Annotated in this window: 30 protein-coding genes; 29 read left to right on the top strand and 1 reads right to left on the bottom strand. The window is 59.5% G+C overall.

Annotated elements, in window-relative coordinates:
* Positions 1–140 precede the first annotated feature (140 nt).
* Both ACFE8X_RS05635 and ACFE8X_RS05630 read left to right on the top strand, forming a co-directional pair.
* Positions 141–1,445, top strand: a complete 1,305-nt coding sequence (locus ACFE8X_RS05635) for an esterase-like activity of phytase family protein (RefSeq protein WP_375450463.1) — start codon at positions 141–143, stop codon at positions 1,443–1,445.
* 111 nt (positions 1,446–1,556) lie between these two features.
* Positions 1,557–2,648, top strand: coding sequence for an esterase-like activity of phytase family protein (locus tag ACFE8X_RS05630; protein ID WP_375450462.1), 1,092 nt, complete (start codon positions 1,557–1,559; stop codon positions 2,646–2,648).
* 61 nt (positions 2,649–2,709) lie between these two features.
* Here ACFE8X_RS05630 and ACFE8X_RS05625 read toward each other — a convergent pair whose 3' ends face one another.
* Positions 2,710–3,180 carry a YbjN domain-containing protein gene (locus tag ACFE8X_RS05625; RefSeq protein WP_375450461.1) on the bottom strand — a complete coding sequence of 157 codons (471 nt, stop codon included), beginning with the start codon at positions 3,178–3,180 and terminating at the stop codon, positions 2,710–2,712.
* 491 nt (positions 3,181–3,671) lie between these two features.
* Between ACFE8X_RS05625 and rpsL the strand changes: the two genes are divergently transcribed.
* The 27 genes from rpsL to ACFE8X_RS05490 all read left to right on the top strand — a co-directional run bounded on the left by rpsL (position 3,672) and on the right by ACFE8X_RS05490 (position 19,400).
* Positions 3,672–4,043 (top strand): 30S ribosomal protein S12, encoded by a 372-nt coding sequence (gene rpsL, locus ACFE8X_RS05620; RefSeq protein WP_375450460.1) that lies wholly within the window; start codon positions 3,672–3,674, stop codon positions 4,041–4,043.
* Positions 4,044–4,055: 12 nt separating this feature from the next.
* Positions 4,056–4,526 (top strand): 30S ribosomal protein S7, encoded by a 471-nt coding sequence (gene rpsG / locus ACFE8X_RS05615; RefSeq protein ID WP_299724798.1) that lies wholly within the window; start codon positions 4,056–4,058, stop codon positions 4,524–4,526.
* 9 nt (positions 4,527–4,535) lie between these two features.
* Complete coding sequence (fusA, locus tag ACFE8X_RS05610) at positions 4,536–6,626, top strand: elongation factor G (RefSeq protein ID WP_375450459.1); 2,091 nt, start codon at positions 4,536–4,538, stop codon at positions 6,624–6,626.
* Positions 6,627–6,680: 54 nt separating this feature from the next.
* A complete protein-coding gene (gene tuf, locus ACFE8X_RS05605; RefSeq protein WP_375450458.1) occupies positions 6,681–7,871 on the top strand; it encodes an elongation factor Tu in 1,191 nt (396 codons plus the stop codon).
* A 65-nt stretch (positions 7,872–7,936) separates the two neighbouring features.
* Entirely contained in the window at positions 7,937–8,245 is a 309-nt protein-coding gene (gene rpsJ / locus ACFE8X_RS05600; protein WP_375450457.1) for a 30S ribosomal protein S10, read from the top strand.
* An 85-nt stretch (positions 8,246–8,330) separates the two neighbouring features.
* Positions 8,331–9,032 carry a 50S ribosomal protein L3 gene (gene rplC / locus ACFE8X_RS05595; protein WP_375450456.1) on the top strand — a complete coding sequence of 234 codons (702 nt, stop codon included), beginning with the start codon at positions 8,331–8,333 and terminating at the stop codon, positions 9,030–9,032.
* The gene (rplD, locus tag ACFE8X_RS05590; RefSeq protein WP_375450455.1) at positions 9,032–9,652 is read left to right on the top strand and encodes a 50S ribosomal protein L4; all 621 of its coding nucleotides are present in this window, start codon (positions 9,032–9,034) and stop codon (positions 9,650–9,652) included. The genes rplC and rplD overlap by 1 nt, the downstream gene beginning before the upstream one ends.
* Complete coding sequence (locus ACFE8X_RS05585) at positions 9,649–9,942, top strand: 50S ribosomal protein L23 (RefSeq protein ID WP_299724810.1); 294 nt, start codon at positions 9,649–9,651, stop codon at positions 9,940–9,942. Before rplD ends, ACFE8X_RS05585 begins: the two co-directional genes overlap by 4 nt.
* 17 nt (positions 9,943–9,959) lie before the next feature.
* On the top strand, positions 9,960–10,799 hold the full coding sequence (rplB, locus tag ACFE8X_RS05580) for a 50S ribosomal protein L2 (protein ID WP_375450454.1): 840 nt from the start codon (positions 9,960–9,962) through the stop codon (positions 10,797–10,799).
* Between the two features lie 3 nt (positions 10,800–10,802).
* Positions 10,803–11,081 carry a 30S ribosomal protein S19 gene (rpsS, locus tag ACFE8X_RS05575; RefSeq protein ID WP_299724814.1) on the top strand — a complete coding sequence of 93 codons (279 nt, stop codon included), beginning with the start codon at positions 10,803–10,805 and terminating at the stop codon, positions 11,079–11,081.
* 1 nt (position 11,082) lies between these two features.
* On the top strand, positions 11,083–11,463 hold the full coding sequence (rplV, locus tag ACFE8X_RS05570) for a 50S ribosomal protein L22 (protein WP_299746326.1): 381 nt from the start codon (positions 11,083–11,085) through the stop codon (positions 11,461–11,463).
* Positions 11,463–12,194, top strand: coding sequence for a 30S ribosomal protein S3 (gene rpsC / locus ACFE8X_RS05565; RefSeq protein ID WP_375450453.1), 732 nt, complete (start codon positions 11,463–11,465; stop codon positions 12,192–12,194). Before rplV ends, rpsC begins: the two co-directional genes overlap by 1 nt.
* A 15-nt stretch (positions 12,195–12,209) precedes the next feature.
* Positions 12,210–12,623: a 50S ribosomal protein L16 gene (rplP, locus tag ACFE8X_RS05560; protein ID WP_354039248.1), complete on the top strand. Its 414-nt coding sequence runs from the start codon at positions 12,210–12,212 to the stop codon at positions 12,621–12,623.
* 12 nt (positions 12,624–12,635) lie between these two features.
* Positions 12,636–12,833, top strand: coding sequence for a 50S ribosomal protein L29 (gene rpmC, locus ACFE8X_RS05555; RefSeq protein WP_299723790.1), 198 nt, complete (start codon positions 12,636–12,638; stop codon positions 12,831–12,833).
* A 12-nt stretch (positions 12,834–12,845) separates the two neighbouring features.
* Entirely contained in the window at positions 12,846–13,097 is a 252-nt protein-coding gene (gene rpsQ / locus ACFE8X_RS05550) for a 30S ribosomal protein S17 (protein WP_375450452.1), read from the top strand.
* A gap of 63 nt (positions 13,098–13,160) precedes the next feature.
* Positions 13,161–13,529, top strand: coding sequence for a 50S ribosomal protein L14 (gene rplN / locus ACFE8X_RS05545; protein ID WP_299723795.1), 369 nt, complete (start codon positions 13,161–13,163; stop codon positions 13,527–13,529).
* Positions 13,529–13,840: a 50S ribosomal protein L24 gene (rplX, locus tag ACFE8X_RS05540; RefSeq protein WP_375450451.1), complete on the top strand. Its 312-nt coding sequence runs from the start codon at positions 13,529–13,531 to the stop codon at positions 13,838–13,840. Before rplN ends, rplX begins: the two co-directional genes overlap by 1 nt.
* A complete protein-coding gene (gene rplE, locus ACFE8X_RS05535) occupies positions 13,833–14,390 on the top strand; it encodes a 50S ribosomal protein L5 (protein WP_375450450.1) in 558 nt (185 codons plus the stop codon). The genes rplX and rplE overlap by 8 nt, the downstream gene beginning before the upstream one ends.
* A 30-nt stretch (positions 14,391–14,420) precedes the next feature.
* Entirely contained in the window at positions 14,421–14,726 is a 306-nt protein-coding gene (rpsN, locus tag ACFE8X_RS05530) for a 30S ribosomal protein S14 (protein WP_375450449.1), read from the top strand.
* A 12-nt stretch (positions 14,727–14,738) separates the two neighbouring features.
* A complete protein-coding gene (gene rpsH / locus ACFE8X_RS05525) occupies positions 14,739–15,137 on the top strand; it encodes a 30S ribosomal protein S8 (RefSeq protein WP_375450448.1) in 399 nt (132 codons plus the stop codon).
* A 39-nt stretch (positions 15,138–15,176) separates the two neighbouring features.
* Entirely contained in the window at positions 15,177–15,710 is a 534-nt protein-coding gene (gene rplF, locus ACFE8X_RS05520) for a 50S ribosomal protein L6 (RefSeq protein ID WP_375450447.1), read from the top strand.
* A 12-nt stretch (positions 15,711–15,722) separates the two neighbouring features.
* Positions 15,723–16,085 (top strand): 50S ribosomal protein L18, encoded by a 363-nt coding sequence (gene rplR, locus ACFE8X_RS05515; RefSeq protein ID WP_375450446.1) that lies wholly within the window; start codon positions 15,723–15,725, stop codon positions 16,083–16,085.
* A 25-nt stretch (positions 16,086–16,110) separates the two neighbouring features.
* Complete coding sequence (gene rpsE / locus ACFE8X_RS05510; RefSeq protein ID WP_375450445.1) at positions 16,111–16,644, top strand: 30S ribosomal protein S5; 534 nt, start codon at positions 16,111–16,113, stop codon at positions 16,642–16,644.
* A 21-nt stretch (positions 16,645–16,665) separates the two neighbouring features.
* A complete protein-coding gene (rpmD, locus tag ACFE8X_RS05505; RefSeq protein WP_375450444.1) occupies positions 16,666–16,854 on the top strand; it encodes a 50S ribosomal protein L30 in 189 nt (62 codons plus the stop codon).
* A 15-nt stretch (positions 16,855–16,869) separates the two neighbouring features.
* Complete coding sequence (gene rplO, locus ACFE8X_RS05500) at positions 16,870–17,370, top strand: 50S ribosomal protein L15 (protein WP_375450443.1); 501 nt, start codon at positions 16,870–16,872, stop codon at positions 17,368–17,370.
* 132 nt (positions 17,371–17,502) lie between these two features.
* On the top strand, positions 17,503–18,840 hold the full coding sequence (secY, locus tag ACFE8X_RS05495) for a preprotein translocase subunit SecY (RefSeq protein ID WP_375450442.1): 1,338 nt from the start codon (positions 17,503–17,505) through the stop codon (positions 18,838–18,840).
* A complete protein-coding gene (locus ACFE8X_RS05490) occupies positions 18,837–19,400 on the top strand; it encodes an adenylate kinase (RefSeq protein WP_375450441.1) in 564 nt (187 codons plus the stop codon). The genes secY and ACFE8X_RS05490 overlap by 4 nt, the downstream gene beginning before the upstream one ends.
* Positions 19,401–19,521 lie beyond the last annotated feature (121 nt).

Below are 19,521 nucleotides of genomic sequence, written 5' to 3'. Positions count from 1 at the left end.
AGGGGGCCGCGAGGCCCCCTTTTTTCCGCAATGCTCGATTTCAAACTGACGCAAAATCGTAATCGATATGAAGTCGGCTTGTATGCGGATCGACATAATCGAGCGCTAGGCATCTGCCATCTGCCATAATGGAGAACCAGATGTTGCGCTGTTTTTTTGCTTTGGGCGTAAGCCTTTTTGCCTTGACGACTGCGGTATACGCGGCCGGGCCGGTCAAGTTCGATGCCATATTGAAGGCTCATGCGGAACTGCCCGCCCAGTCGTTTACGCCGCCTCCCGCGGACGCACCGGCCTATTTCAACCTGTCGGGTCGTTATACCAACGGCGCGCGGACCGATGCGCTCTATTCGATTTTTGACGAGAAGACCGGGCTGTCGCGTCCCTATGCCGGGCAGGCACTGCAGGGCTTTTCCGGCATCAGGTCACTGGGCGACGACCGTTTCCTGGTGTTGACCGACAATGGCTTTGGCTCCAAGGCAACATCCACTGACTCGCTGCTGATGTTCCATCATCTCAAGCTCGATTGGGAAACTGGCCAGGTCGCGGTCGAGAAGACCAATTTCCTGTCCGATCCCGATAAGCTCGTGCCCTTCCGGATCGTCAATGAAACCACCGACACGCGCTACCTCACCGGATCGGATTTCGATGTCGAGTCGATTCAGCCTGTCGGCGACACGTTCTGGTTCGGCGATGAGTTCGGACCGTGGCTGATCCAGACGGATGTCGAAGGCGTCGTGCTCAAGGTGGTCGCGACCAGCGTGGCCGGCGTCGACTACAAGTCACCCGACAACCAGACGATCGTCACGCCAAATCCCGGCACCGAACTGGCGGGCGTCACGACCCAGCGCTCGGGCGGTTTCGAAGGCATGGCGCAGTCAGCGGACGGCAAGATCCTTTATCCGCTGGTGGAGAAGACCTTTTACGATGAGACCAGCAAGGCGCTGGAACTGGTGGACGGCAAGCCGGCAATCCGCATGCTGGAATATCACATCGATGCCGGCAGTTGGGCGGACACCGTGCGGTACTATCCGCTGGAGGACGCGGCCAATTCGATCGGCGATTTCAACATGATCGACGATCATCGCGCGCTGATCATCGAACGCGACCAGAACGCCGGTGGCGCCTGGGCACCCAAGCCTGCGATGCTGAAGCGCATCTATCTGGTCGATCTCGACAAGGCCGATGCGAACGGCGTGCTGCAAAAGATCGGCTATATTGATCTTCTGGACATCAAGGACCCTGACGGGATCGCGCCGCGTGGCACTGAAGATGGCGTGTTCACGTTCCCGTTCGAGACTATCGAAGATGTCGACCTGATCGATGCAACCACCATCATCGTCGCCAACGACAACAACTTTCCCTATTCGATTGGCCGCGAACAAGGCCGGGCCGACGACAATGAGTTCATCCTGCTCGACGTCGCCGACCTGCTCAAAGCCGAATAGAGCGTACGAGCACGGGGGGGATAGGGCCTTCCCCGTGTCACAGAGCTGCAACGGTGCCGTCATGGCCGGTTCATTGGCTGCTCATAGCTTTTGCCGTCAACAAAGGAGCGCATGATGATCAAGGCAAAACTCGGCCTGACAGTAGTACTGGCGCTGGCGGCATTCCCGGCGCTGGCCCAGCAGATGTCGGCGAAAGCAGAATTGCTGGGATCGATAACCTTGCCGACGGGCCTCATCATTGCCGGCGAGGAGTTGGGCGGGATTTCCGGTCTCGACTATAATGCGGCGACAGACACCTATTACGCAATTTCCGATGATCGCTCGCAACGAGCGCCGGCCCGGTTCTATGCGCTGAAGCTCGCTATTGATGCCGAAGGCGTGCACTCCATCGACATCGTTGCCAGCCATTTGCTGCGCACGGCTTCGGGCAATATCTACCCCGAAAACGGCATCGATCCCGAGACCATCCGGTTCGACGCGGCCCGCAAGAGCGTGTTCTGGGCCAGCGAGGGGGATGCCGGCGGCAATCCGGGTGTCTATGAAAGCCGCATGGATGGCACCTTCCTGCGGGCGTTCGACGTTCCGTCCTACTATCTGCCGAACGCTGACAAGACTGCTGGGGTTTACGGCAATCTGGCATTTGAGAGCCTTGCCATCTCGGGCGATGACACCATGCTTTATGCCGGCACCGAAAACGCGCTGGCGCAGGATGGGCCTAAGGCGACGCTTGAGACCGGCAGCAAGGCGCGCATCATCGGTTTCGACATCGCCTCGGGCGAACCGAAGGTAGAGTATGTTTACGAGACCGGGCCGATCTTCAAGAAAGCGACGGCGGAACCGAACTACAACGATAACGGCATGTCGGAATTCCTGCTGCTCGACGCCACGCATTTCCTGGCGGTCGAGCGCTCCTTTGGCTCGGGGCTCGGAAACGAGATCAATTTCTACGTCGCGGATATTGAGGGCGCCACGGATGTATCCGGCAAGCAAACCATAGCGGGTCTTGACGTCGTACCCTTGGCCAGGCAACTGGTGCTCAAGATCGGGGAAGGTGATTTCGGGCTTGATATCGACAATATCGAAGCCATTACCTTTGGCCCTGAAATCGACGGAAGTCAGACGGTCGTCATCGCCTCGGATAATAATTTCAATGCCGATGGTCAGTTCACTCAGTTCGTGGCCTTCAAGGTGACGATGAACTGAGGGGTCTTTGCCGGTTAAGAAGGGGCCCCGGCGGCCCCTTCGCGGTCGTCGTCGGCTAAAGTTACTTCTTGTAGCCAACGTGGTCGGCGAATTGGCTGACGACAAGCGTCCAGAGACTAATCTGGGAGTCCAGATACTCGGCGCTGATGCCCTTGACCATATCGATATCCATCTCGACACAAGCATCTCGATCCTGGTCGAGATAAGCGCGGCTGAAGCGCTTATTGAGGTTCCAGTCGTTGATGACCTCAAGGGTGGGCTTTACGTCGAGAAAGCCGAGGTAAAAGTTCAGGTCTTCGCACTTCTTGTTGTCGGTGCAGTTGCGAAAGTAGATCTGGTAGCTGATACCCTCGGTCTTGCCGGTGATCTGCGGATCGCCGTTGGCCTGGGTGGTCAGAGTTGCCGAACCGTAGCCGCGGGCGGCGTTGAGGATTTCATCGACGTCGGCTCCTGTCAGGGCCTGTGCCTGGGCAGAAACAGTCAAGGCCAGCGCGAGCGCGCCGCCGGCCAGTGTGGCGTAAAACGTGTTCAAGAGTCCCTCTCCATGAGTCTGAGTGCAGCGCCGCCTCTCGGCCCTGCCTGTCCCCAGATACATGATACATGCTTCATGGGTGGCAAAACAGCGGTTTGCGGGAAACATCCCCGCCGTCAGACGGCCTGACCGGGGGCTGTGCCAATCTGGGAGAGGCTGGACCAACCGGCGTGTGGCCCAGCATGCCCACCATGCCGATTTTCGCGAAAGAATCCTTGACGCGCCGAGTCTTCGGCACTAAACACCGCCTACCTAAGCAGTCGGTCGTGAATGTCGCTTCGGGTACCTGCCATCTTGTGCGGGCATCCAGGACAATCAAACACACTGGTGGGTAGATAGACGAAGCAAATCCTTGTGCGCATGAACGTGGTCCTTTCGGGCTACGATCCGCTGCAATTAAGGCGCCGCCGTTCCCTTAGCCGGGTCGGATGAGCGCCGTTTTGGTTTGCTGCGTTGTGATCGAAACGAATTTGGACGATGGAAAGAGCTCAATGCCCACCATTAATCAGCTGATCCGCAAACCACGCGCCAGCAAGCCAAAGCGGAACAAAGTTCCGGCGATGGAGGCAAACCCGCAGAAGCGCGGCGTTTGCTCACGTGTCTATACGACTACTCCGAAGAAGCCGAACTCGGCGTTGCGCAAAGTGGCCAAGGTCCGCCTGACCAACGCACGCGAAGTGATTTCGTATATTCCGGGCGAAGGCCACAATCTGCAGGAGCACTCCGTCGTGCTCATCCGTGGCGGCCGTGTTCGCGACCTGCCCGGCGTTCGGTATCACGTGTTGCGCGGCGTGCTCGACACGCAGAGCGTGAAGGACCGCAAGCAGCGTCGTTCGAAGTACGGCGCTAAGCGTCCGAAATAAGGAGAGAGAGTCATGTCCCGTCGCCATAGCGCAGAAAAGCGTGATGTTATTCCTGATCCCAAGTTCGGCGATCTGGTTGTCACCAAGTTCATGAACTCCTTGATGAAGGACGGCAAGAAGTCGGCCGCCGAAGGCATCGTTTATGGTGCCTTCGAAATCGTTGAGTCCAAGACCAAGCAAGACCCCATTGTGGCGTTCCACACCGCTCTGGACAACATCCGCCCGTCGGTTGAAGTCCGCTCGCGCCGTGTTGGCGGCGCTACCTATCAGGTTCCCGTCGAGGTTCGTACCGATCGTCAGCAGGCCTTGGCCATTCGCTGGTTGATCGACAGTGCACGCAAGCGCGGCGAGAACACGATGCGCGAGCGTCTGTCCGGCGAGCTGATGGATGCGGTCAACGGGCGCGGCCAGGCCGTCAAGAAGCGCGAAGATACGCACCGTATGGCTGACGCCAACCGTGCCTTCTCGCACTACCGCTGGTAGGAGCTGCAAATGGCACGCGAATATCCGATTAATCTGTATCGTAACTTCGGCATCATGGCTCACATCGATGCTGGCAAGACGACTACGACCGAACGCATCCTTTACTATACCGGCAAGTCCCATAAGATCGGCGAAGTCCATGACGGCGCCGCGACCATGGACTGGATGGAGCAGGAGCAGGAACGCGGTATCACCATCACGTCCGCCGCCACCACCACGTTCTGGAAAGACCGTGATGGCGTCATGCACCGCTTCAACATCATCGACACCCCCGGCCACGTGGACTTCACCATTGAAGTCGAACGCTCGCTGCGCGTGCTCGACGGCGCCGTGGCGCTGCTCGATGCCAATGCTGGTGTCGAGCCGCAGACCGAGACCGTGTGGCGCCAGGCCGACAAGTACAACGTTCCTCGTCTCATCTTCGTCAACAAGATGGACAAGATCGGCGCCGATTTTTATCGCTGCGTCGAGATGATTGGCAGCCGGTTGGGCGCGAAGGCCGTTCCTGTGCAGTTGCCGATCGGCGCTGAGAATGATTTCAAGGGTGTTGTCGACCTGATCGAGATGAACGCCCTGATCTGGCGCAACGAAGAGCTTGGCGCCCAGTGGGACGTCGTCGAGATTCCGGAAGACCTCAAGGCTTCGGCCGTCAAATACCGCGAAGCGATGATCGAAGCTGCCGTCGAACTCGACGATAGTGCCATGGAAGCCTATCTGAATGGCGAAACGCCGAACAACGACACCATCCGTCGCCTGCTGCGTCGCGGCACGATCGATGCAAAGTTCTTCCTGGTGTTTGCCGGCTCCGCTTTTAAGAACAAGGGCGTACAGCCTTTGCTTGACGGTGTGATCGACTTCCTGCCGGCTCCGGGCGACGTTCCGGCTATCCAGGGCATCGATGCCCGTACGGAAAAGCCGATTGAGCGTCATGCCGACGACAACGAGCCGCTGGCGATGCTGGCGTTCAAGATCGCCAATGACCCGCACATGGGGACGTTGACGTTCTGCCGCATCTACTCGGGCAAGCTCGAGCAGGGCATGATGATCGAAAACACGGTCAAGGAAAAGCGCGAGCGCGTTGGTCGTCTGTTCCAGATGCACGCCAATAGCCGCGAGCAGATCACGGAAGCCTTCGCCGGCGACATCGTCGCCATCGTGGGCCTGAAGGACACGACGACGGGCGACACCCTGTGCGCCTCCAATGCGCAGGTCATCCTCGAGCGTATGATCTTCCCGGAACCGGTTATCGATATTTCGGTTGAGCCGAAGTCCAAGGCTGACCAGGAAAAGATGGGCCTTGCGCTCAATCGCCTGGCTGCCGAAGATCCGTCGTTCCGCGTCAAGACCGACGAAGAATCCGGTCAGACCATTATTTCGGGCATGGGTGAACTTCACCTCGACATTCTCGTGGACCGCATGCGTCGCGAGTTCAAGGTCGAGGCCAATATCGGCCAACCGCAGGTGGCTTACCGCGAGACTATCACGAAGCCGGCCAATGTGGACTATACCCACAAGAAGCAGTCGGGTGGTTCGGGCCAGTTCGCTCGCGTCAAGCTCAGCGTCGAGCCGGGCGAAGTTGGCAAGGGTCTCGAATTCGTCAACGCCGTTGTCGGCGGCTCGGTGCCCAAGGAATATATTCCGGGCGTCGAAAAGGGCGTGAAGTCGGTCATGTCGTCCGGTCCGTTGATCGGGTTCCCGATCGTGGACGTCAAGGTGACGCTGACGGAAGGCGCATATCACGACGTTGACTCCTCGGTTCTGGCTTTCGAAATCGCCGGTCGTGCGGGCTTCAACGAGGCTCTGCGCAAGGCGTCTCCGAAGATCCTCGAGCCGATCATGAAGGTTGAAGTCGTCACCCCGGAAGATTACATGGGCGACGTCATCGGCGATCTGAATTCACGACGCGGTCAGATTCACGGCACGGAAGGCCGTGGTGTGCTCCAGGTCGTGGACGCTTATGTCCCGCTCGCGAACATGTTTGGTTACGTGAACTCCCTGCGCTCGATGAGCCAGGGCCGTGCACAGTATTCGATGACGTTCGATCATTACGAGCAGGTTCCGCAGGCAGTCGCCGACGAAGTCCAGGCCAAGTACGCCTAACAACAAACTGAAACTCAAGGTTGGCCGAGCGGCTAACGAATACGGAGAGAAGCGATGGGCAAGGAAAAGTTTTCCCGCAGTAAGCCTCACTGCAATATCGGCACCATCGGTCACGTCGACCATGGCAAGACCTCGCTGACCGCAGCGATCACCAAGGTCCTGGCCGAAACCGGTGGCGCGACCTTCAAGGCGTATGACCAGATCGACGCTGCCCCCGAAGAAAAGGCACGCGGCATCACGATCAACACCGCCCACGTCGAGTACGAGACGAGCAACCGTCACTATGCTCACGTCGATTGCCCCGGCCACGCCGACTATGTGAAGAACATGATCACCGGTGCTGCCCAGATGGACGGCGCGATCCTGGTCGTGTCCGCCGCCGATGGCCCGATGCCCCAGACCCGCGAGCACATCCTGCTGGCCCGCCAGGTGGGCGTTCCGGCGCTCGTCGTCTTCCTGAACAAGTGCGACATGGTCGATGACGCCGAGCTGCTCGAGCTCGTTGAACTCGAAGTTCGCGAACTGCTCTCGAAATACGAGTTTCCCGGCGACGATATCCCGATCATCAAGGGCTCGGCCACCGAAGCTCTCAACAATGGCGACAAGAAGCTCGGCCACGATGCCGTTCTCGAGCTGATGGCTGCCGTCGACTCGTACATTCCGCAGCCCGAGCGTCCGGTTGACCTGCCGTTCCTGCTGCCGATCGAAGACGTGTTCTCGATTTCGGGCCGTGGCACCGTGGTGACCGGCCGTGTCGAACGCGGCATCGTCAAGGTTGGCGAGGAAGTCGAGATCGTCGGCATCAAGGCGACCCAGAAGACCACCGTCACCGGTGTCGAAATGTTCCGCAAGCTGCTCGATTCGGGCCAGGCGGGCGACAATGTCGGCGCGCTGATCCGCGGTATCGATCGCACACAGGTCGAGCGTGGCCAGGTTCTCTGCAAGCCCGGTTCCGTGACCCCGCACACCGACTTCGTGGCTGAGGCCTATATCCTCACCAAGGAAGAAGGCGGCCGTCACACTCCGTTCTTCGGCAACTATCGTCCCCAGTTCTATTTCCGGACCACGGACGTGACGGGCATCGTGACCCTGCCGGAAGGCACGGAAATGGTCATGCCGGGTGACAACATCAACATGAACGTTCAGCTCATCGTTCCGATCGCCATGGAAGAGAAGCTGCGCTTCGCTATCCGTGAAGGTGGCCGTACCGTCGGCGCCGGCGTCGTGGCGAAGATCCTCAAATAAGAAGCGAATGAATTCGTGGCGCGCGAACTGCGCGCGCCGCGATCCATTGTTGTCAGGATAACAAGATGAACGGTCAAAATATTCGCATCCGCCTCAAGGCGTTTGACCATCGCGTCCTCGACGCTTCCACGCGCGAGATCGTTTCGACGGCCAAGCGCACGGGTGCCCAGGTTCGCGGTCCGATTCCGCTGCCGACGCGAATTGAGAAGTTTACCGTCAACCGCTCGCCGCATATCGACAAGAAGTCGCGCGAGCAGTTCGAGATCCGGACCCACAAGCGTCTTCTCGACATTGTGGACCCGACCCCTCAGACGGTGGATGCACTGATGAAGCTCGATCTTGCCGCCGGCGTCGACGTCGAAATCAAGCTCTAAGTCACGGATTTCCGCACTGACCACCAAAAGGGTCCTCTTGAGAACCAATGACCCGGTTCAGCGCTTAACGAAAAGGTACTAACCGATGCGTTCTGGTTTGATCGCACAGAAGCTGGGCATGACCCGCATATTCACCGATGACGGCGCACACGTGCCGGTGACGGTGCTCGGGCTGCAGAACTGCCAGGTGGTAGGCCAGCGGACGTCGGAGAAAGATGGCTATGTCGCGCTCCAGTTGGGCGCTGGACAGGCCAAGGTGAAGAATACGACCAAGGCAGAACGCGGCCAGTTCGCTGTTGCCCATGTCGAGCCCAAGCGCCATGTGGCCGAATTCCGCGTCGATGCGGAAAACCTCATCGAGGTTGGCGCGACGCTGCAGGCCGACCATTTCATCGAAGGCCAGTTGGTGGATGTCACCGGCACGTCGATCGGCAAGGGGTTTGCCGGCGGCATGAAGCGCTGGAACTTTGGTGGCCTGCGCGCGACGCACGGTGTGTCGGTTTCGCATCGTTCGATCGGTTCGACCGGTGGCCGCCAGGACCCGGGCAAGACCTTCAAGAACAAGAAGATGCCTGGCCACATGGGTGACCGTCGCATCACCACGCAGAACCTGACGGTCGTCAAGACCGACGTGGAACGTGGTCTGATCATGATTCAGGGTGCGGTTCCCGGTGCCAAGGGCGCCTGGATCCAAATCAAGGATGCCGTCAAGAAGCCTGCTCCCAAGAATGCTGCCTTTCCTGGTTCGTTCAAGGCCGCTGCTGACGTTGCGGAAGGGGCTGAATAATGGAACTGCAGATTACGACACTGGACGGCAAATCTAACGGTACCGTGACACTCGCAGACGACGTGTTCGGCCTGGAAGTGCGGCAGGACATCCTGCACCGCATGGTCCGCTACCAGCAGCTCAAGGCCATGGCCGGTACGCACGATGTCAAGCATCGCTCGGAAGGCGTTCGTACCGGCAAGAAGTTCGTCAAGCAGAAGGGTTCGGGCGGCGCTCGCCATGGCGATCGCAAGGCTCCCCAGTTCCGTGGCGGTGGCCGCGCGTTCGGTCCAACGCCGCGCAGCCACGCGATTGACCTTCCCAAGAAGGTGCGCGCCCTGGCGCTCAAGCATGCTTTGTCCGCCAAGGCGAAGGCCGGCGAATTGATCGTACTGGACAGCGTCGCGACCTCGGCTCCCAAGACTGCCGCGTTGCGCGTCACCTTCGGTAAGCTGGAATGGTTGAATGCGCTGATCATCGATGGTGCGGTTGTCGACCAGAACTTTGCTTTGGCCGCCCGTAACATCCCGCATATCGACGTGCTGCCGATCCAGGGGATCAACGTCGTTGATATCCTGCGCCGTCAAAAGCTCGTCCTGACCAAGGCAGCGCTCGAAGCGCTGGAAGCGAGGTTCGCATGAACAAGCTCAGCGCTTATGACGTGATCCGCAATCCCGTCGTGACCGAGAAGTCCACGATGGCGTCGGAAGCCAACCAGGTTGTGTTCGATGTCGCCATCGACGCGAACAAGACCGAGATCAAGGCTGCTGTCGAGCAGCTGTTTTCGGTCAAGGTCAAGGCGGTGAACACTCTGGTCCGTAAGGGCAAGGTGAAGCGCTTCCGCGGCAAGATCGGCGTCCGCAATGACGTCAAGAAGGCTATCGTTACCCTCGTCGACGGCCAGTCGATCGATATTTCGACCGGCCTCTAAGGGAATAGAGACAAAAAATGGCTCTTAAAACTTATAATCCCACCTCCGAAGGCCGTCGCCAGCTGGTGACGACCGATCGGAGCGAATTGTGGAAGGGCGCTCCGGTCAAGACTTTGACCGAAGGTCTTTCCAAGTCCGGTGGCCGCAACAACCGTGGCCGGATCACCTCGTTCCATCGGGGTGGCGGTCACAAGCGGACCTACCGCATCATCGACTTCAAGCGCGTCAAGTTCGACGTTGTCGGCACTATCGAGCGCCTGGAATACGATCCCAATCGCACGGCCTGGATCGCCTTGGTGATCTATCCCGATGGCGAGAAGGCCTACATCGTTGCTCCCCAGCGCCTCGGCGCCGGCGACAAGGTGATCTCGTCGATGCAGACCGTCGACGTGAAGCCGGGCAACGCTATGCCGCTCGAGCGCATGCCGGTTGGCACGATCGTGCACAATATCGAACTTAAGCCCCGCAAGGGCGGCCAGGTTGCGCGTTCAGCAGGGGCTTATGCGCAATATGTCGGTCGCGACCAGGGTTGGGCGATCCTTCGCCTCAATTCCGGCGAGCAGCGCCGCGTCCACGGGTCATGCCTCGCCACTGTTGGCGCAGTGTCGAACCAGGACCACTCCAATACCTCGCTCGGCAAGGCTGGTCGGTCGCGCTGGCTCGGCCGCAAGCCGGTCAACCGCGGTGTGACGATGAATCCGATCGATCACCCCCATGGTGGCGGTGAAGGCCGTACTTCGGGTGGCCGTCATCCGGTGACCCCATGGGGTAAGCCGACCAAGGGCAAGAAGACCCGCAGCAACAAGGCGACGGACAAGTTCATCGTTCGCTCGCGTCACGTGAAGAAGGGCAGGTAAGCCATGACCCGTTCAATCTGGAAGGGCCCGTTCGTCGACGGCTACATGCTCAAGAAGGCCGAGAAGGCTTTGGCATCCGGCCGTAACGACGTCGTCAAGATCTGGAGCCGTCGTTCGACGGTTCTGCCGCAGTTCGTGGGCATCACTTTCGGCGTTCACAATGGCCACAAGCATATTCCGGTCAACGTGACCGAAGACATGATCGGTCACAAGTTCGGCGAATTCGCACCGACCCGTACCTATTACGGTCACGCGGCCGACAAGAAGGCCAAGAGGAAGTAACATGGGCAAGCCAAAAACCCAGCGCGCGCTTGCGGACAACGAAGCCAAGGCTGTGCTGCGCATGCTGCGCATCAGCCCACAGAAGCTCAACCTTCTGGCTCAGCTGATCCGTGGCAAGAAGGTCGAGAAGGCTCTGGCTGAACTCGAATTCAGCCACAAGCGTATTTCTGGCCAGGTCAAGAAGGTGCTGGAAAGCGCCATCGCCAATGCCGAGAACAACCATGGCCTCGATACCGACGCCCTGGTCGTGGCCGAAGCTTTCGTGGGCAACTCGCTGGTGATGAAGCGCTTTACGGCGCGCGGTCGCGGTCGGTCCTCACAAATCCAGAAGCCATTCGCGCATCTGACGATCATTCTCCGTCAAGTTGAGGAGGCCGCATAATGGGTCAGAAGATCAATCCAATCGGTTTTCGCCTCGGCATCAACCGCACCTGGGATTCGCGCTGGTACGCCAACAAGGGCGAATACGGCAATCTGCTTCAGGAAGACCTGAAGATCCGCACCATGCTGCTTGAAGACTTGAAGGCCGCAGCGGTCTCCAAGATCGTCATCGAGCGTCCGCACCGAAAGTGCCGCGTGTCGATCCATACGGCTCGTCCGGGCATCGTGATCGGCAAGAAGGGCGCGGATATCGACAAGATTCGCGCCAAGGTGAAGAAGTTCACCGAAAGCGAAGTGCACATCAACATCGTTGAAGTGCGCAAGCCCGAGACCGATGCGACGCTGGTTGCCCAGGGCATTGCCCAGCAGTTGGAACGTCGCGTGGCCTTCCGTCGTGCCATGAAGCGTTCGGTGCAGACCGCGATGCGCATGGGTGCCGGTGGTATCCGCGTCAATGTTGGCGGCCGCCTGGGTGGCGCCGACATCGCGCGCATCGAGTGGTACCGCGAAGGCCGCGTGCCATTGCATACGCTGCGCGCCGACATCGACTATGGTACCGCCGAAGCCGCGACGACGTACGGCATCATCGGGATCAAGGTCTGGATTTTCAAAGGCGAAGTGCTCGAGCACGATCCGATGGCTCACGAGCGTCGCGCGACCGAAGGTGGCGCTGGCGGTGGTGAAGGCCAGCAGCGTGCACCGCGGCCCGATCGCGACCGCGAACGCGCATAAGAAGGTTAGTTCATTATGCTGCAACCTAAAAAGACCAAGTTCCGCAAGGCCCATAAGGGCCGGATCCATGGCGTTGCCAAGGGCGGTACCGAGCTGGCGTTCGGGCAGTATGCCCTCAAGGCAACCGAGCCTGAGCGCGTGACCGCTCGCCAAATCGAGGCGGCTCGCCGCGCGATCACTCGCGAGATGAAGCGCCAGGGCCGCGTCTGGATCCGGATTTTCCCGGACGTGCCGGTTTCCAAAAAGCCGACCGAAGTGCGCATGGGTAAGGGCAAGGGTTCGGTTGAACTCTGGGCCGCTCGCGTCAAGCCGGGCCGGATCGTATTCGAGATCGACGGCGTCCCCGAGGACGTTGCCAAGGAAGCTTTGCGCCTCGGCGCGATGAAGCTTCCGATCATGACGCGGGTTGTTACCCGCATTGCAGACTAAGGGGCGCGGGTTATGACCACTGCCAAAGATGTGCGGGCAAAAACCCCGGACGAGCTGAAGGATCAGCTCGTTAGCCTGAAGAAAGAACAATTCAACCTGCGTTTCCAGCGTGCTACCCAGCAGCTCGAAGCTCCGGCCCAGGTCAAGAAGGTCCGCCGCGATATCGCGCGGATCAAGACGATCTTGGCCGAGAAGAACGCAGCGAAGTAAGGAGCGGCGACGATGCCAAAACGCGTTCTGCAGGGGACTGTTGTCTCCGACACCAATGAGAAGACGGTCGTGGTGCGCGTCGAGCGCCGGTTCACGCATCCTGTCATGAAAAAGACCGTGCGCCGGTCCAAGAAGTATCACGCGCACGATGAAGCTAATGTGGCGAAGATCGGCGATATCGTGTGGATCGAAGAGTGCTCGCCAATCTCCAAGAACAAGCGCTGGACGCTGGTTCCCACCGAAGCAGCGGCGCCGTCGGCGTAAGTTAGAGTTCAAGATCGGCAGTTCCGGGGACGGTAGGTCGGTTTAACAAGAAGGCATCCAGTCATGATTCAGATGCAATCAAATCTCGACGTCGCGGATAATTCCGGCGCGCGTCGTGTCATGTGCATCAAGGTGCTGGGCGGTTCGCATCGCAAGTACGCGTCGGTCGGTGACATCATAGTCGTGTCGGTCAAGGACGCTATCCCGCGTGGTCGCGTCAAGAAGGGTCAGGTTATGAAGGCAGTGGTCGTTCGGACCTCCTTCGATATCCGTCGTCCCGATGGCACGGTGATCCGTTTCGACAAGAACGCCGCGGTTCTGATCAACAATCAGAAAGAGCCGATCGGCACCCGTATCTTCGGACCGGTTCCGCGCGAGCTTCGCGCCAAGAACCACATGAAGATCATCTCGCTCGCTCCAGAGGTGCTGTAATGGCCGCAAAAATCAAGAAGGGCGACAAGGTCGTCGTCCTGGCCGGCAAGGACAAGGGCAAGACCGGCCAGGTCCTGTCCGTCATTCCGACTGAAACCAAAGCGCTCGTCCAGGGTATCAACCTGGTCCGTCGCCACACCAAGCAGACCGCGTCGACAGATGCCGGCATCTTCACCAAGGAAGCGCCGATCCATCTGTCCAACATCGCGCTCGCCGACCAGGATGGCAAAGCCACTCGCGTCGGTTTCCAGATCAAGGACGGCGTCAAATCGCGCGTCGCCAAATCGACCGGAGACGTGATCGATGGCTGATACAGCTTACCTTCCTCGCCTTCGGGTCGAGTACGAAGACAATATCCGCAAGGCTCTGACCGAGCAGTTCGGCTACAAGAATGTCATGGAGCTGCCAAAGCTCGACAAGATCGTGCTGAACATGGGCGTTGGCGAAGCCGTCAACGATACCAAAAAGGTCAAGACTGCTGCAGCCGACCTCGAAAAGATCGCCGGGCAGAAGCCCGTCATCACCCATGCCCGCAAGTCGATCGCCGGCTTCAAGGTGCGTGAAGACATGCCGCTTGGCGTCAAGGTCACGCTGCGCAAGACGCGCATGTATGAGTTCCTCGACCGCCTGGTCAATATCGCGCTGCCGCGCGTTCGCGACTTCCGCGGGCTGAACCCCAATTCGTTTGATGGCCGCGGCAATTACGCCATGGGCATCAAGGAACACATCATTTTCCCGGAAATCAACTACGACCAGGTTGACCAGGTCTGGGGCATGGACATCGTCATCGCGACGACGGCCAAGAGTGATGACGAAGCGCGTGCGCTTCTCAAGGCTTTCAACTTCCCTTTCCGCACCTAAGCGGGCAGGGGAAGGCAAAAGGATCAGGACATGGCCAAGACCAGCTCCATCGAAAAGAACAACAAGCGCAAGGCTCTCGCCAAGCAGTACGCACCCAAGCGCGCTGCCCTCAAGGCGCTCACCAAGGACCAGTCGATCCCGGCTGACCAGCGCTTTGCGGCCCAGCTCAAGCTGGCTGAGTTGCCGCGCAACTCCGCCTTGGTGCGGGTGCGCAACCGCTGTGAAGTTTCGGGTCGTCCCCGCGCTTATTACCGCAAGCTCAAGATGAGCCGCATCGCGCTGCGCCAGCTGGGCAATATGGGTGAAATCCCGGGCCTGGTTAAGTCGAGCTGGTAAGGAAAAAGACAGATGAGCTTTTCAGATCCCATCGGTGACATGTTGACCCGCATCCGCAATGCGCAGATGCGTCGCAAGAATTCCGTTTCGACGCCGGCTTCGACCCTTCGCGGTCGGGTGCTGGACGTGCTCCAGTCCGAGGGTTTCATCCGCGGCTATTCGGAGACCAAGTTCGAGAACGGCGCTGCCGAGTACGAGATTGAACTCAAGTACTCGGAAAATGAGGCGGTTATCCGCACGATCGAGCGCGTTTCGCGTCCCGGCCGCCGGGTTTACGCATCGGTGAAGAATATTCCGCAGGTTGCCAATGGTCTGGGTGTATCGATCCTGTCCACACCCAAGGGTGTGATGGCCGATCACGAAGCCAAGGCTGCCAATGTTGGTGGTGAGGTACTCTGCCGCGTCTTCTGATGAAGGCACGGTAAGACGATTACTCAAGGATAGTTACGCATGTCACGTACAGGCAAACAGCCGGTGGCCCCGGTAGGCGGCGTTACGGTGACCATCAATGGTCGCACCGTTTCCGCCAAAGGCCCAAAGGGTGAGCTGAGCATCGAGCTCATGGACGCCATCAATGTCGAGCAGACGGAAGACGGTCTGGTTGTTTCGCCTGCCAACGATACAAGGTTTGCCAGGGCGGCCTGGGGAACAACACGCGCTCTGATCCAGAACATGGTGACCGGTGTCAGCGCCGGTTTCGAGCGCCGCCTGGCGATCCAGGGCGTCGGCTATCGCGCTGCCATGCAGGGCAAGGATATCAAGCTGTCGCTTGGGTTCAGCCACGAAGTGATCTATGAAGCGCCCCAGGGCATCACCCTGGCCGTGCCGGCGCCGACGGAAGTCGTCATCACCGGCATCGACAAGCAGGCCGTTGGCCAGGTTGCGGCCAATATCCGCGGCTGGCGTCCGCCGGAGCCCTACAAGGGCAAGGGCGTGCGGTATGCGGGCGAGTTCGTCTTCCGCAAAGAAGGCAAGAAGAAGTAAGGAGCGCCTGCAATGGCTATAAGTGCAAAAGGAGCGGAGCGCCGCAAGGCCCGTGTCCGCAAGGCGCTCAAGGCTCGTGCCTTCGGTCGTCCGCGTCTGTCGGTTTTCCGTTCGGACAAAAACATCTACGCCCAGATCATCGACGATACGACCGGCCGTACCTTGGCCGCGGCATCGACGCTGGATACGGACGTCAAGACATCGGTCAAGAATGGTTCGACCGCTGAAGCTGCTGCAACGATCGGCAAGTTGATTGCCGAGCGCGGCACCAAAGCGGGCGTTGCCGAAGTGATCTTCGATCGCGGTGCCTATATCTATCATGGCCGGGTCAAGGCCCTAGCAGATGCTGCCCGCGAGGGCGGCCTGCAGTTCTGATCCACGGCGCGAGAAAGAAGTTATTATGAGCAGAGACGTTCAAGAACGCGATAGCGAATTTGTCGATCGCCTGGTCCACATCAATCGCGTTGCCAAGGTGGTCAAGGGTGGCCGTCGTTTCGGCTTTGCGGCACTCGTGGTGGTTGGTGACCAGAAGGGCCGCGTTGGCTTTGGTCACGGCAAGGCCCGTGAGGTTCCCGAGGCGATCCGCAAGGCAACCGAACAGGCCAAGCGTCAGATGATCCGGGTGCCGCTGCGCGACGCCCGCACGCTGCACCACGATGTCACCGGCCGCCATGGCGCGGGTAAGGTCATTTTGCGCGCCGCCGTTGCGGGTACCGGTATCATCGCCGGTGGTCCCATGCGCGCCGTGTTCGAAACGCTGGGCATCAACGACATCGTTGCCAAGTCGCAGGGCACGGCAAACCCCTACAACATGGTGCGGGCCACCTTCGATGCGCTGAAGCGCGTCGACAGCCCTCGCTCGGTTGCATCGCGTCGCGGCCTCAAGGTTTCCGAACTGCAGGCTCGCCGCGGCGAAGCCTCTGTCGAAGCCTGATAGCGCGGACGGAGAGAAAAAATGGCTGATGGTAAAACCCTCGTCGTCAAGCAGATCGGCTCACCGATTCGCCGCGATAAAGTGCAGCGCGCGACCCTGATCGGTCTCGGGCTCAACAAGATGAACAAAGAGCGCGAGCTGCTCGATACGCCCGAAGTGCGTGGCATGATCCGTAAGCTCCCGCATCTCGTCCGCGTAATCGGCGAGTAAGAAGGACGCTTGGCAATGACCCGTTTGAACGAACTTCGCGACAATCCCGGCGCCAACAAGGTCCGCATGCGCATCGGCCGTGGCATTGGCTCGGGCAAGGGCAAGACCGGTGGCCGCGGCGGCAAGGGCCAGACTGCACGCTCGGGCGTGGCGATCAACGGCTTTGAGGGCGGCCAGATGCCGCTGCACATGCGTATGCCAAAGCGCGGCTTCAATGCCCTGAACCCGGGTAATTGGAACGAAGTGCGCATCGATCGCATCCAGGCGTATATCAATAGCGGCAAGCTCGATGCCAAGGTAGTTATTGATGCTGCGGCATTGATTGCTGCCCGCGTAATCCGTCGGCCGAAAGATGGCATTCGCCTGATCGGTGCCGAGGGCTTCACCGCCAAGAACGTTACCTTCAATGTCGATTATGCGACCAAGGGTGCATTGGCCGCCATTGAAACGGCCGGCGGCAAGGTCGATATCATTGCGGCCAAGGCGACGTGGAAAAAGGCCCCCAGGGCTGAATAATCCCGTCCGGCTGGGCGCGTCCGAGATTTGCTCGGTTGCGCTCTTTTGGTTTGTTGCGCCAAGGGATGCGGATGCATCGGCATCCCAAGGCGCTCCGAGCGCACCTGGCCTTGAAGCCATAGGGAGCGATACATGGCGTCCGCAGCCGAGCAGCTTGCTCGTAATCTGAATTTCTCGACCTTTTCCAAGGCGAAAGCCCTGCAGCAGCGCATCTGGTTCACACTGGGCGCGCTGCTTGTCTATCGTCTGGGCACTTTCATTCCGGTGCCGGGCATCGATCCGGACGCCTTTGCGGCCACGTTCGAGCAAAGCCAGCAGGGCATCATCGGCATGTTCAATATGTTCTCCGGCGGTGCCGTGCAGCGCATGGCGATCTTTGCCCTCAATCTCATCCCTTATATCACCGCCTCGATCGTGGTGCAGGTGATCGCTACCGCGTCGCCACGCCTGGAGGCGATGAAGAAAGAGGGCGAGGCCGGCCGTCGCAAGATGAACCAGTATACCCGCTATTTGGCGGTCGTCTTTTGCGCCGTGCAGGCCTATGGCATTGCCATTGGGCTGGAAGCCAGCCAGGGCGTCGTGCTACAGCCGGGCTGGATGTTCCGTTTCACCACAGTGATCACCCTGGTCGGTGGCACCATGTTCCTGATGTGGCTGGGCGAACAGATCACGTCGCGTGGCGTCGGCAATGGTATCTCGTTGATCATTTTCGCCGGTATCGTCGCCAATCTGCCCACCACAGTGGTGCAGACGCTGGAACTGAGCCGTACGGGCGCGTTGCCCACGCTGGCCGCGGTCGCTATCCTGGTGTTGGCGGTGGTGATCATTGCGGTTATCGTGTTCTTCGAACGCGCCCAGCGCAAGCTGCTGATCCAGTATCCAAAGCGCCAGGTCGGCAACAAGATGTTCCAGGGCGACAGCTCGCATCTGCCGCTCAAGCTGAATACCGCCGGCGTTATCCCGGTGATCTTCGCGTCGTCCCTGCTGCTGCTGCCGGCGACGATTGCCTCGTTTGCCGCTCAGGGCAATGCCGCGCCGTGGCTGCAGACGTTGACGGCCATGCTTGGACGCGGGCAGCCGCTTTACCTCGTGGTGTACGGTGGCCTGACTATTTTCTTCGCGTTTTTCTATACGGCCATTGTCTTCAATCCGCAGGAAACTGCCGACAATCTGAAACGTTCGGGCGGCTTTATTCCGGGCATTCGGCCTGGTGAGCGGACAGCCGCGCATATCGATTATGTGCTGACGCGCATCACTGTCGCCGGCGCCCTGTATTTGACGACGATCGCCTTGATCCCGGAGGTCGTGCACAACCAGTTGGCGGTCAGCCAGTTCATCGGGGGTACGTCGCTGCTGATCATGGTGACAGTGACGCTGGATACGATCAGCCAGATCCAGAGCCATCTGATCGCCCAGCAGTATGAGGGACTGGTCAAGAAGTCTCGCCTTGGGGGAGGAAAGCGTCGATGAGATTGATCCTGCTGGGCCCGCCGGGAGCAGGGAAGGGCACGCAGGCCAAGATCCTGGTCGAGGCGTATGGCATTCCGCAGCTTTCAACGGGTGATATTCTGCGCTCGGCTATTGCGGACAAGACCCCGCTGGGGCTCGAAGCGAAGGCGGTCATGGACCGGGGTGATCTCGTATCGAACGATATCGTCAACGGCATTGTTTCGGATCGCCTCGATGCTGCAGACTGCGGCAACGGATTTATTCTGGACGGCTTTCCGCGCACAATCGTGCAGGCCGAGGCGCTCGACGACATGCTCGAGCAAAAAGGCATGAAGCTGAATGCCGTGATCGAGATGACGGCCGATGCCGAGGTTCTGGTGGCACGCGTCATCAACCGGGCGAAGGAAAGCAACCGCCCGGACGATCATCCCGATGTCATCCGCAAGCGGCTGGAAGTCTATAATCGCGATACCGCGCCGCTGGTGGACTACTATCGCCGGCAGGGCCTGGTGAAGACCGTCGATGGAATGGCCCCTATTGAAGAGGTGACTGCCACGATCAGGGCAGCCATCGAAAACTGAAGCCCTTGGATTAGTCTGGAGCAGTTGACTCTGCCTTTGCTTGTCCTTATGAACCGCACCAGTCTCATGGATTATTGGGCTGGATTCGGTTCCTCACTCAGGTTGGGGGTCGAAATCCGGT

Origin of the sequence: uncultured Devosia sp., from assembly GCF_964244875.1 — a bacterium.
Taxonomy (GTDB): Bacteria; Pseudomonadota; Alphaproteobacteria; order Rhizobiales; family Devosiaceae; genus Devosia.
Note: the sequence above shows the minus strand (reverse complement) of the source record. Positions and strands in the feature narration are given on the sequence as shown.

Bases quoted from the DNA above. Each gene is read 5' to 3' on its own strand.
- ACFE8X_RS05635 (WP_375450463.1), top strand. From the start codon at position 141: ATGTTGCGCTGTTTTTTTGCTTTGGGCGTAAGCCTTTTTGCCTTGACG.
- ACFE8X_RS05630 (WP_375450462.1), top strand. From the start codon at position 1,557: ATGATGATCAAGGCAAAACTCGGCCTGACAGTAGTACTGGCGCTGGCG.
- rpsL (WP_375450460.1), top strand. From the start codon at position 3,672: ATGCCCACCATTAATCAGCTGATCCGCAAACCACGCGCCAGCAAGCCA.
- rpsG (WP_299724798.1), top strand. From the start codon at position 4,056: ATGTCCCGTCGCCATAGCGCAGAAAAGCGTGATGTTATTCCTGATCCC.
- fusA (WP_375450459.1), top strand. From the start codon at position 4,536: ATGGCACGCGAATATCCGATTAATCTGTATCGTAACTTCGGCATCATG.
- tuf (WP_375450458.1), top strand. From the start codon at position 6,681: ATGGGCAAGGAAAAGTTTTCCCGCAGTAAGCCTCACTGCAATATCGGC.
- rpsJ (WP_375450457.1), top strand. From the start codon at position 7,937: ATGAACGGTCAAAATATTCGCATCCGCCTCAAGGCGTTTGACCATCGC.
- rplC (WP_375450456.1), top strand. From the start codon at position 8,331: ATGCGTTCTGGTTTGATCGCACAGAAGCTGGGCATGACCCGCATATTC.
- rplD (WP_375450455.1), top strand. From the start codon at position 9,032: ATGGAACTGCAGATTACGACACTGGACGGCAAATCTAACGGTACCGTG.
- ACFE8X_RS05585 (WP_299724810.1), top strand. From the start codon at position 9,649: ATGAACAAGCTCAGCGCTTATGACGTGATCCGCAATCCCGTCGTGACC.
- rplB (WP_375450454.1), top strand. From the start codon at position 9,960: ATGGCTCTTAAAACTTATAATCCCACCTCCGAAGGCCGTCGCCAGCTG.
- rpsS (WP_299724814.1), top strand. From the start codon at position 10,803: ATGACCCGTTCAATCTGGAAGGGCCCGTTCGTCGACGGCTACATGCTC.
- rplV (WP_299746326.1), top strand. From the start codon at position 11,083: ATGGGCAAGCCAAAAACCCAGCGCGCGCTTGCGGACAACGAAGCCAAG.
- rpsC (WP_375450453.1), top strand. From the start codon at position 11,463: ATGGGTCAGAAGATCAATCCAATCGGTTTTCGCCTCGGCATCAACCGC.
- rplP (WP_354039248.1), top strand. From the start codon at position 12,210: ATGCTGCAACCTAAAAAGACCAAGTTCCGCAAGGCCCATAAGGGCCGG.
- rpmC (WP_299723790.1), top strand. From the start codon at position 12,636: ATGACCACTGCCAAAGATGTGCGGGCAAAAACCCCGGACGAGCTGAAG.
- rpsQ (WP_375450452.1), top strand. From the start codon at position 12,846: ATGCCAAAACGCGTTCTGCAGGGGACTGTTGTCTCCGACACCAATGAG.
- rplN (WP_299723795.1), top strand. From the start codon at position 13,161: ATGATTCAGATGCAATCAAATCTCGACGTCGCGGATAATTCCGGCGCG.
- rplX (WP_375450451.1), top strand. From the start codon at position 13,529: ATGGCCGCAAAAATCAAGAAGGGCGACAAGGTCGTCGTCCTGGCCGGC.
- rplE (WP_375450450.1), top strand. From the start codon at position 13,833: ATGGCTGATACAGCTTACCTTCCTCGCCTTCGGGTCGAGTACGAAGAC.
- rpsN (WP_375450449.1), top strand. From the start codon at position 14,421: ATGGCCAAGACCAGCTCCATCGAAAAGAACAACAAGCGCAAGGCTCTC.
- rpsH (WP_375450448.1), top strand. From the start codon at position 14,739: ATGAGCTTTTCAGATCCCATCGGTGACATGTTGACCCGCATCCGCAAT.
- rplF (WP_375450447.1), top strand. From the start codon at position 15,177: ATGTCACGTACAGGCAAACAGCCGGTGGCCCCGGTAGGCGGCGTTACG.
- rplR (WP_375450446.1), top strand. From the start codon at position 15,723: ATGGCTATAAGTGCAAAAGGAGCGGAGCGCCGCAAGGCCCGTGTCCGC.
- rpsE (WP_375450445.1), top strand. From the start codon at position 16,111: ATGAGCAGAGACGTTCAAGAACGCGATAGCGAATTTGTCGATCGCCTG.
- rpmD (WP_375450444.1), top strand. From the start codon at position 16,666: ATGGCTGATGGTAAAACCCTCGTCGTCAAGCAGATCGGCTCACCGATT.
- rplO (WP_375450443.1), top strand. From the start codon at position 16,870: ATGACCCGTTTGAACGAACTTCGCGACAATCCCGGCGCCAACAAGGTC.
- secY (WP_375450442.1), top strand. From the start codon at position 17,503: ATGGCGTCCGCAGCCGAGCAGCTTGCTCGTAATCTGAATTTCTCGACC.
- ACFE8X_RS05490 (WP_375450441.1), top strand. From the start codon at position 18,837: ATGAGATTGATCCTGCTGGGCCCGCCGGGAGCAGGGAAGGGCACGCAG.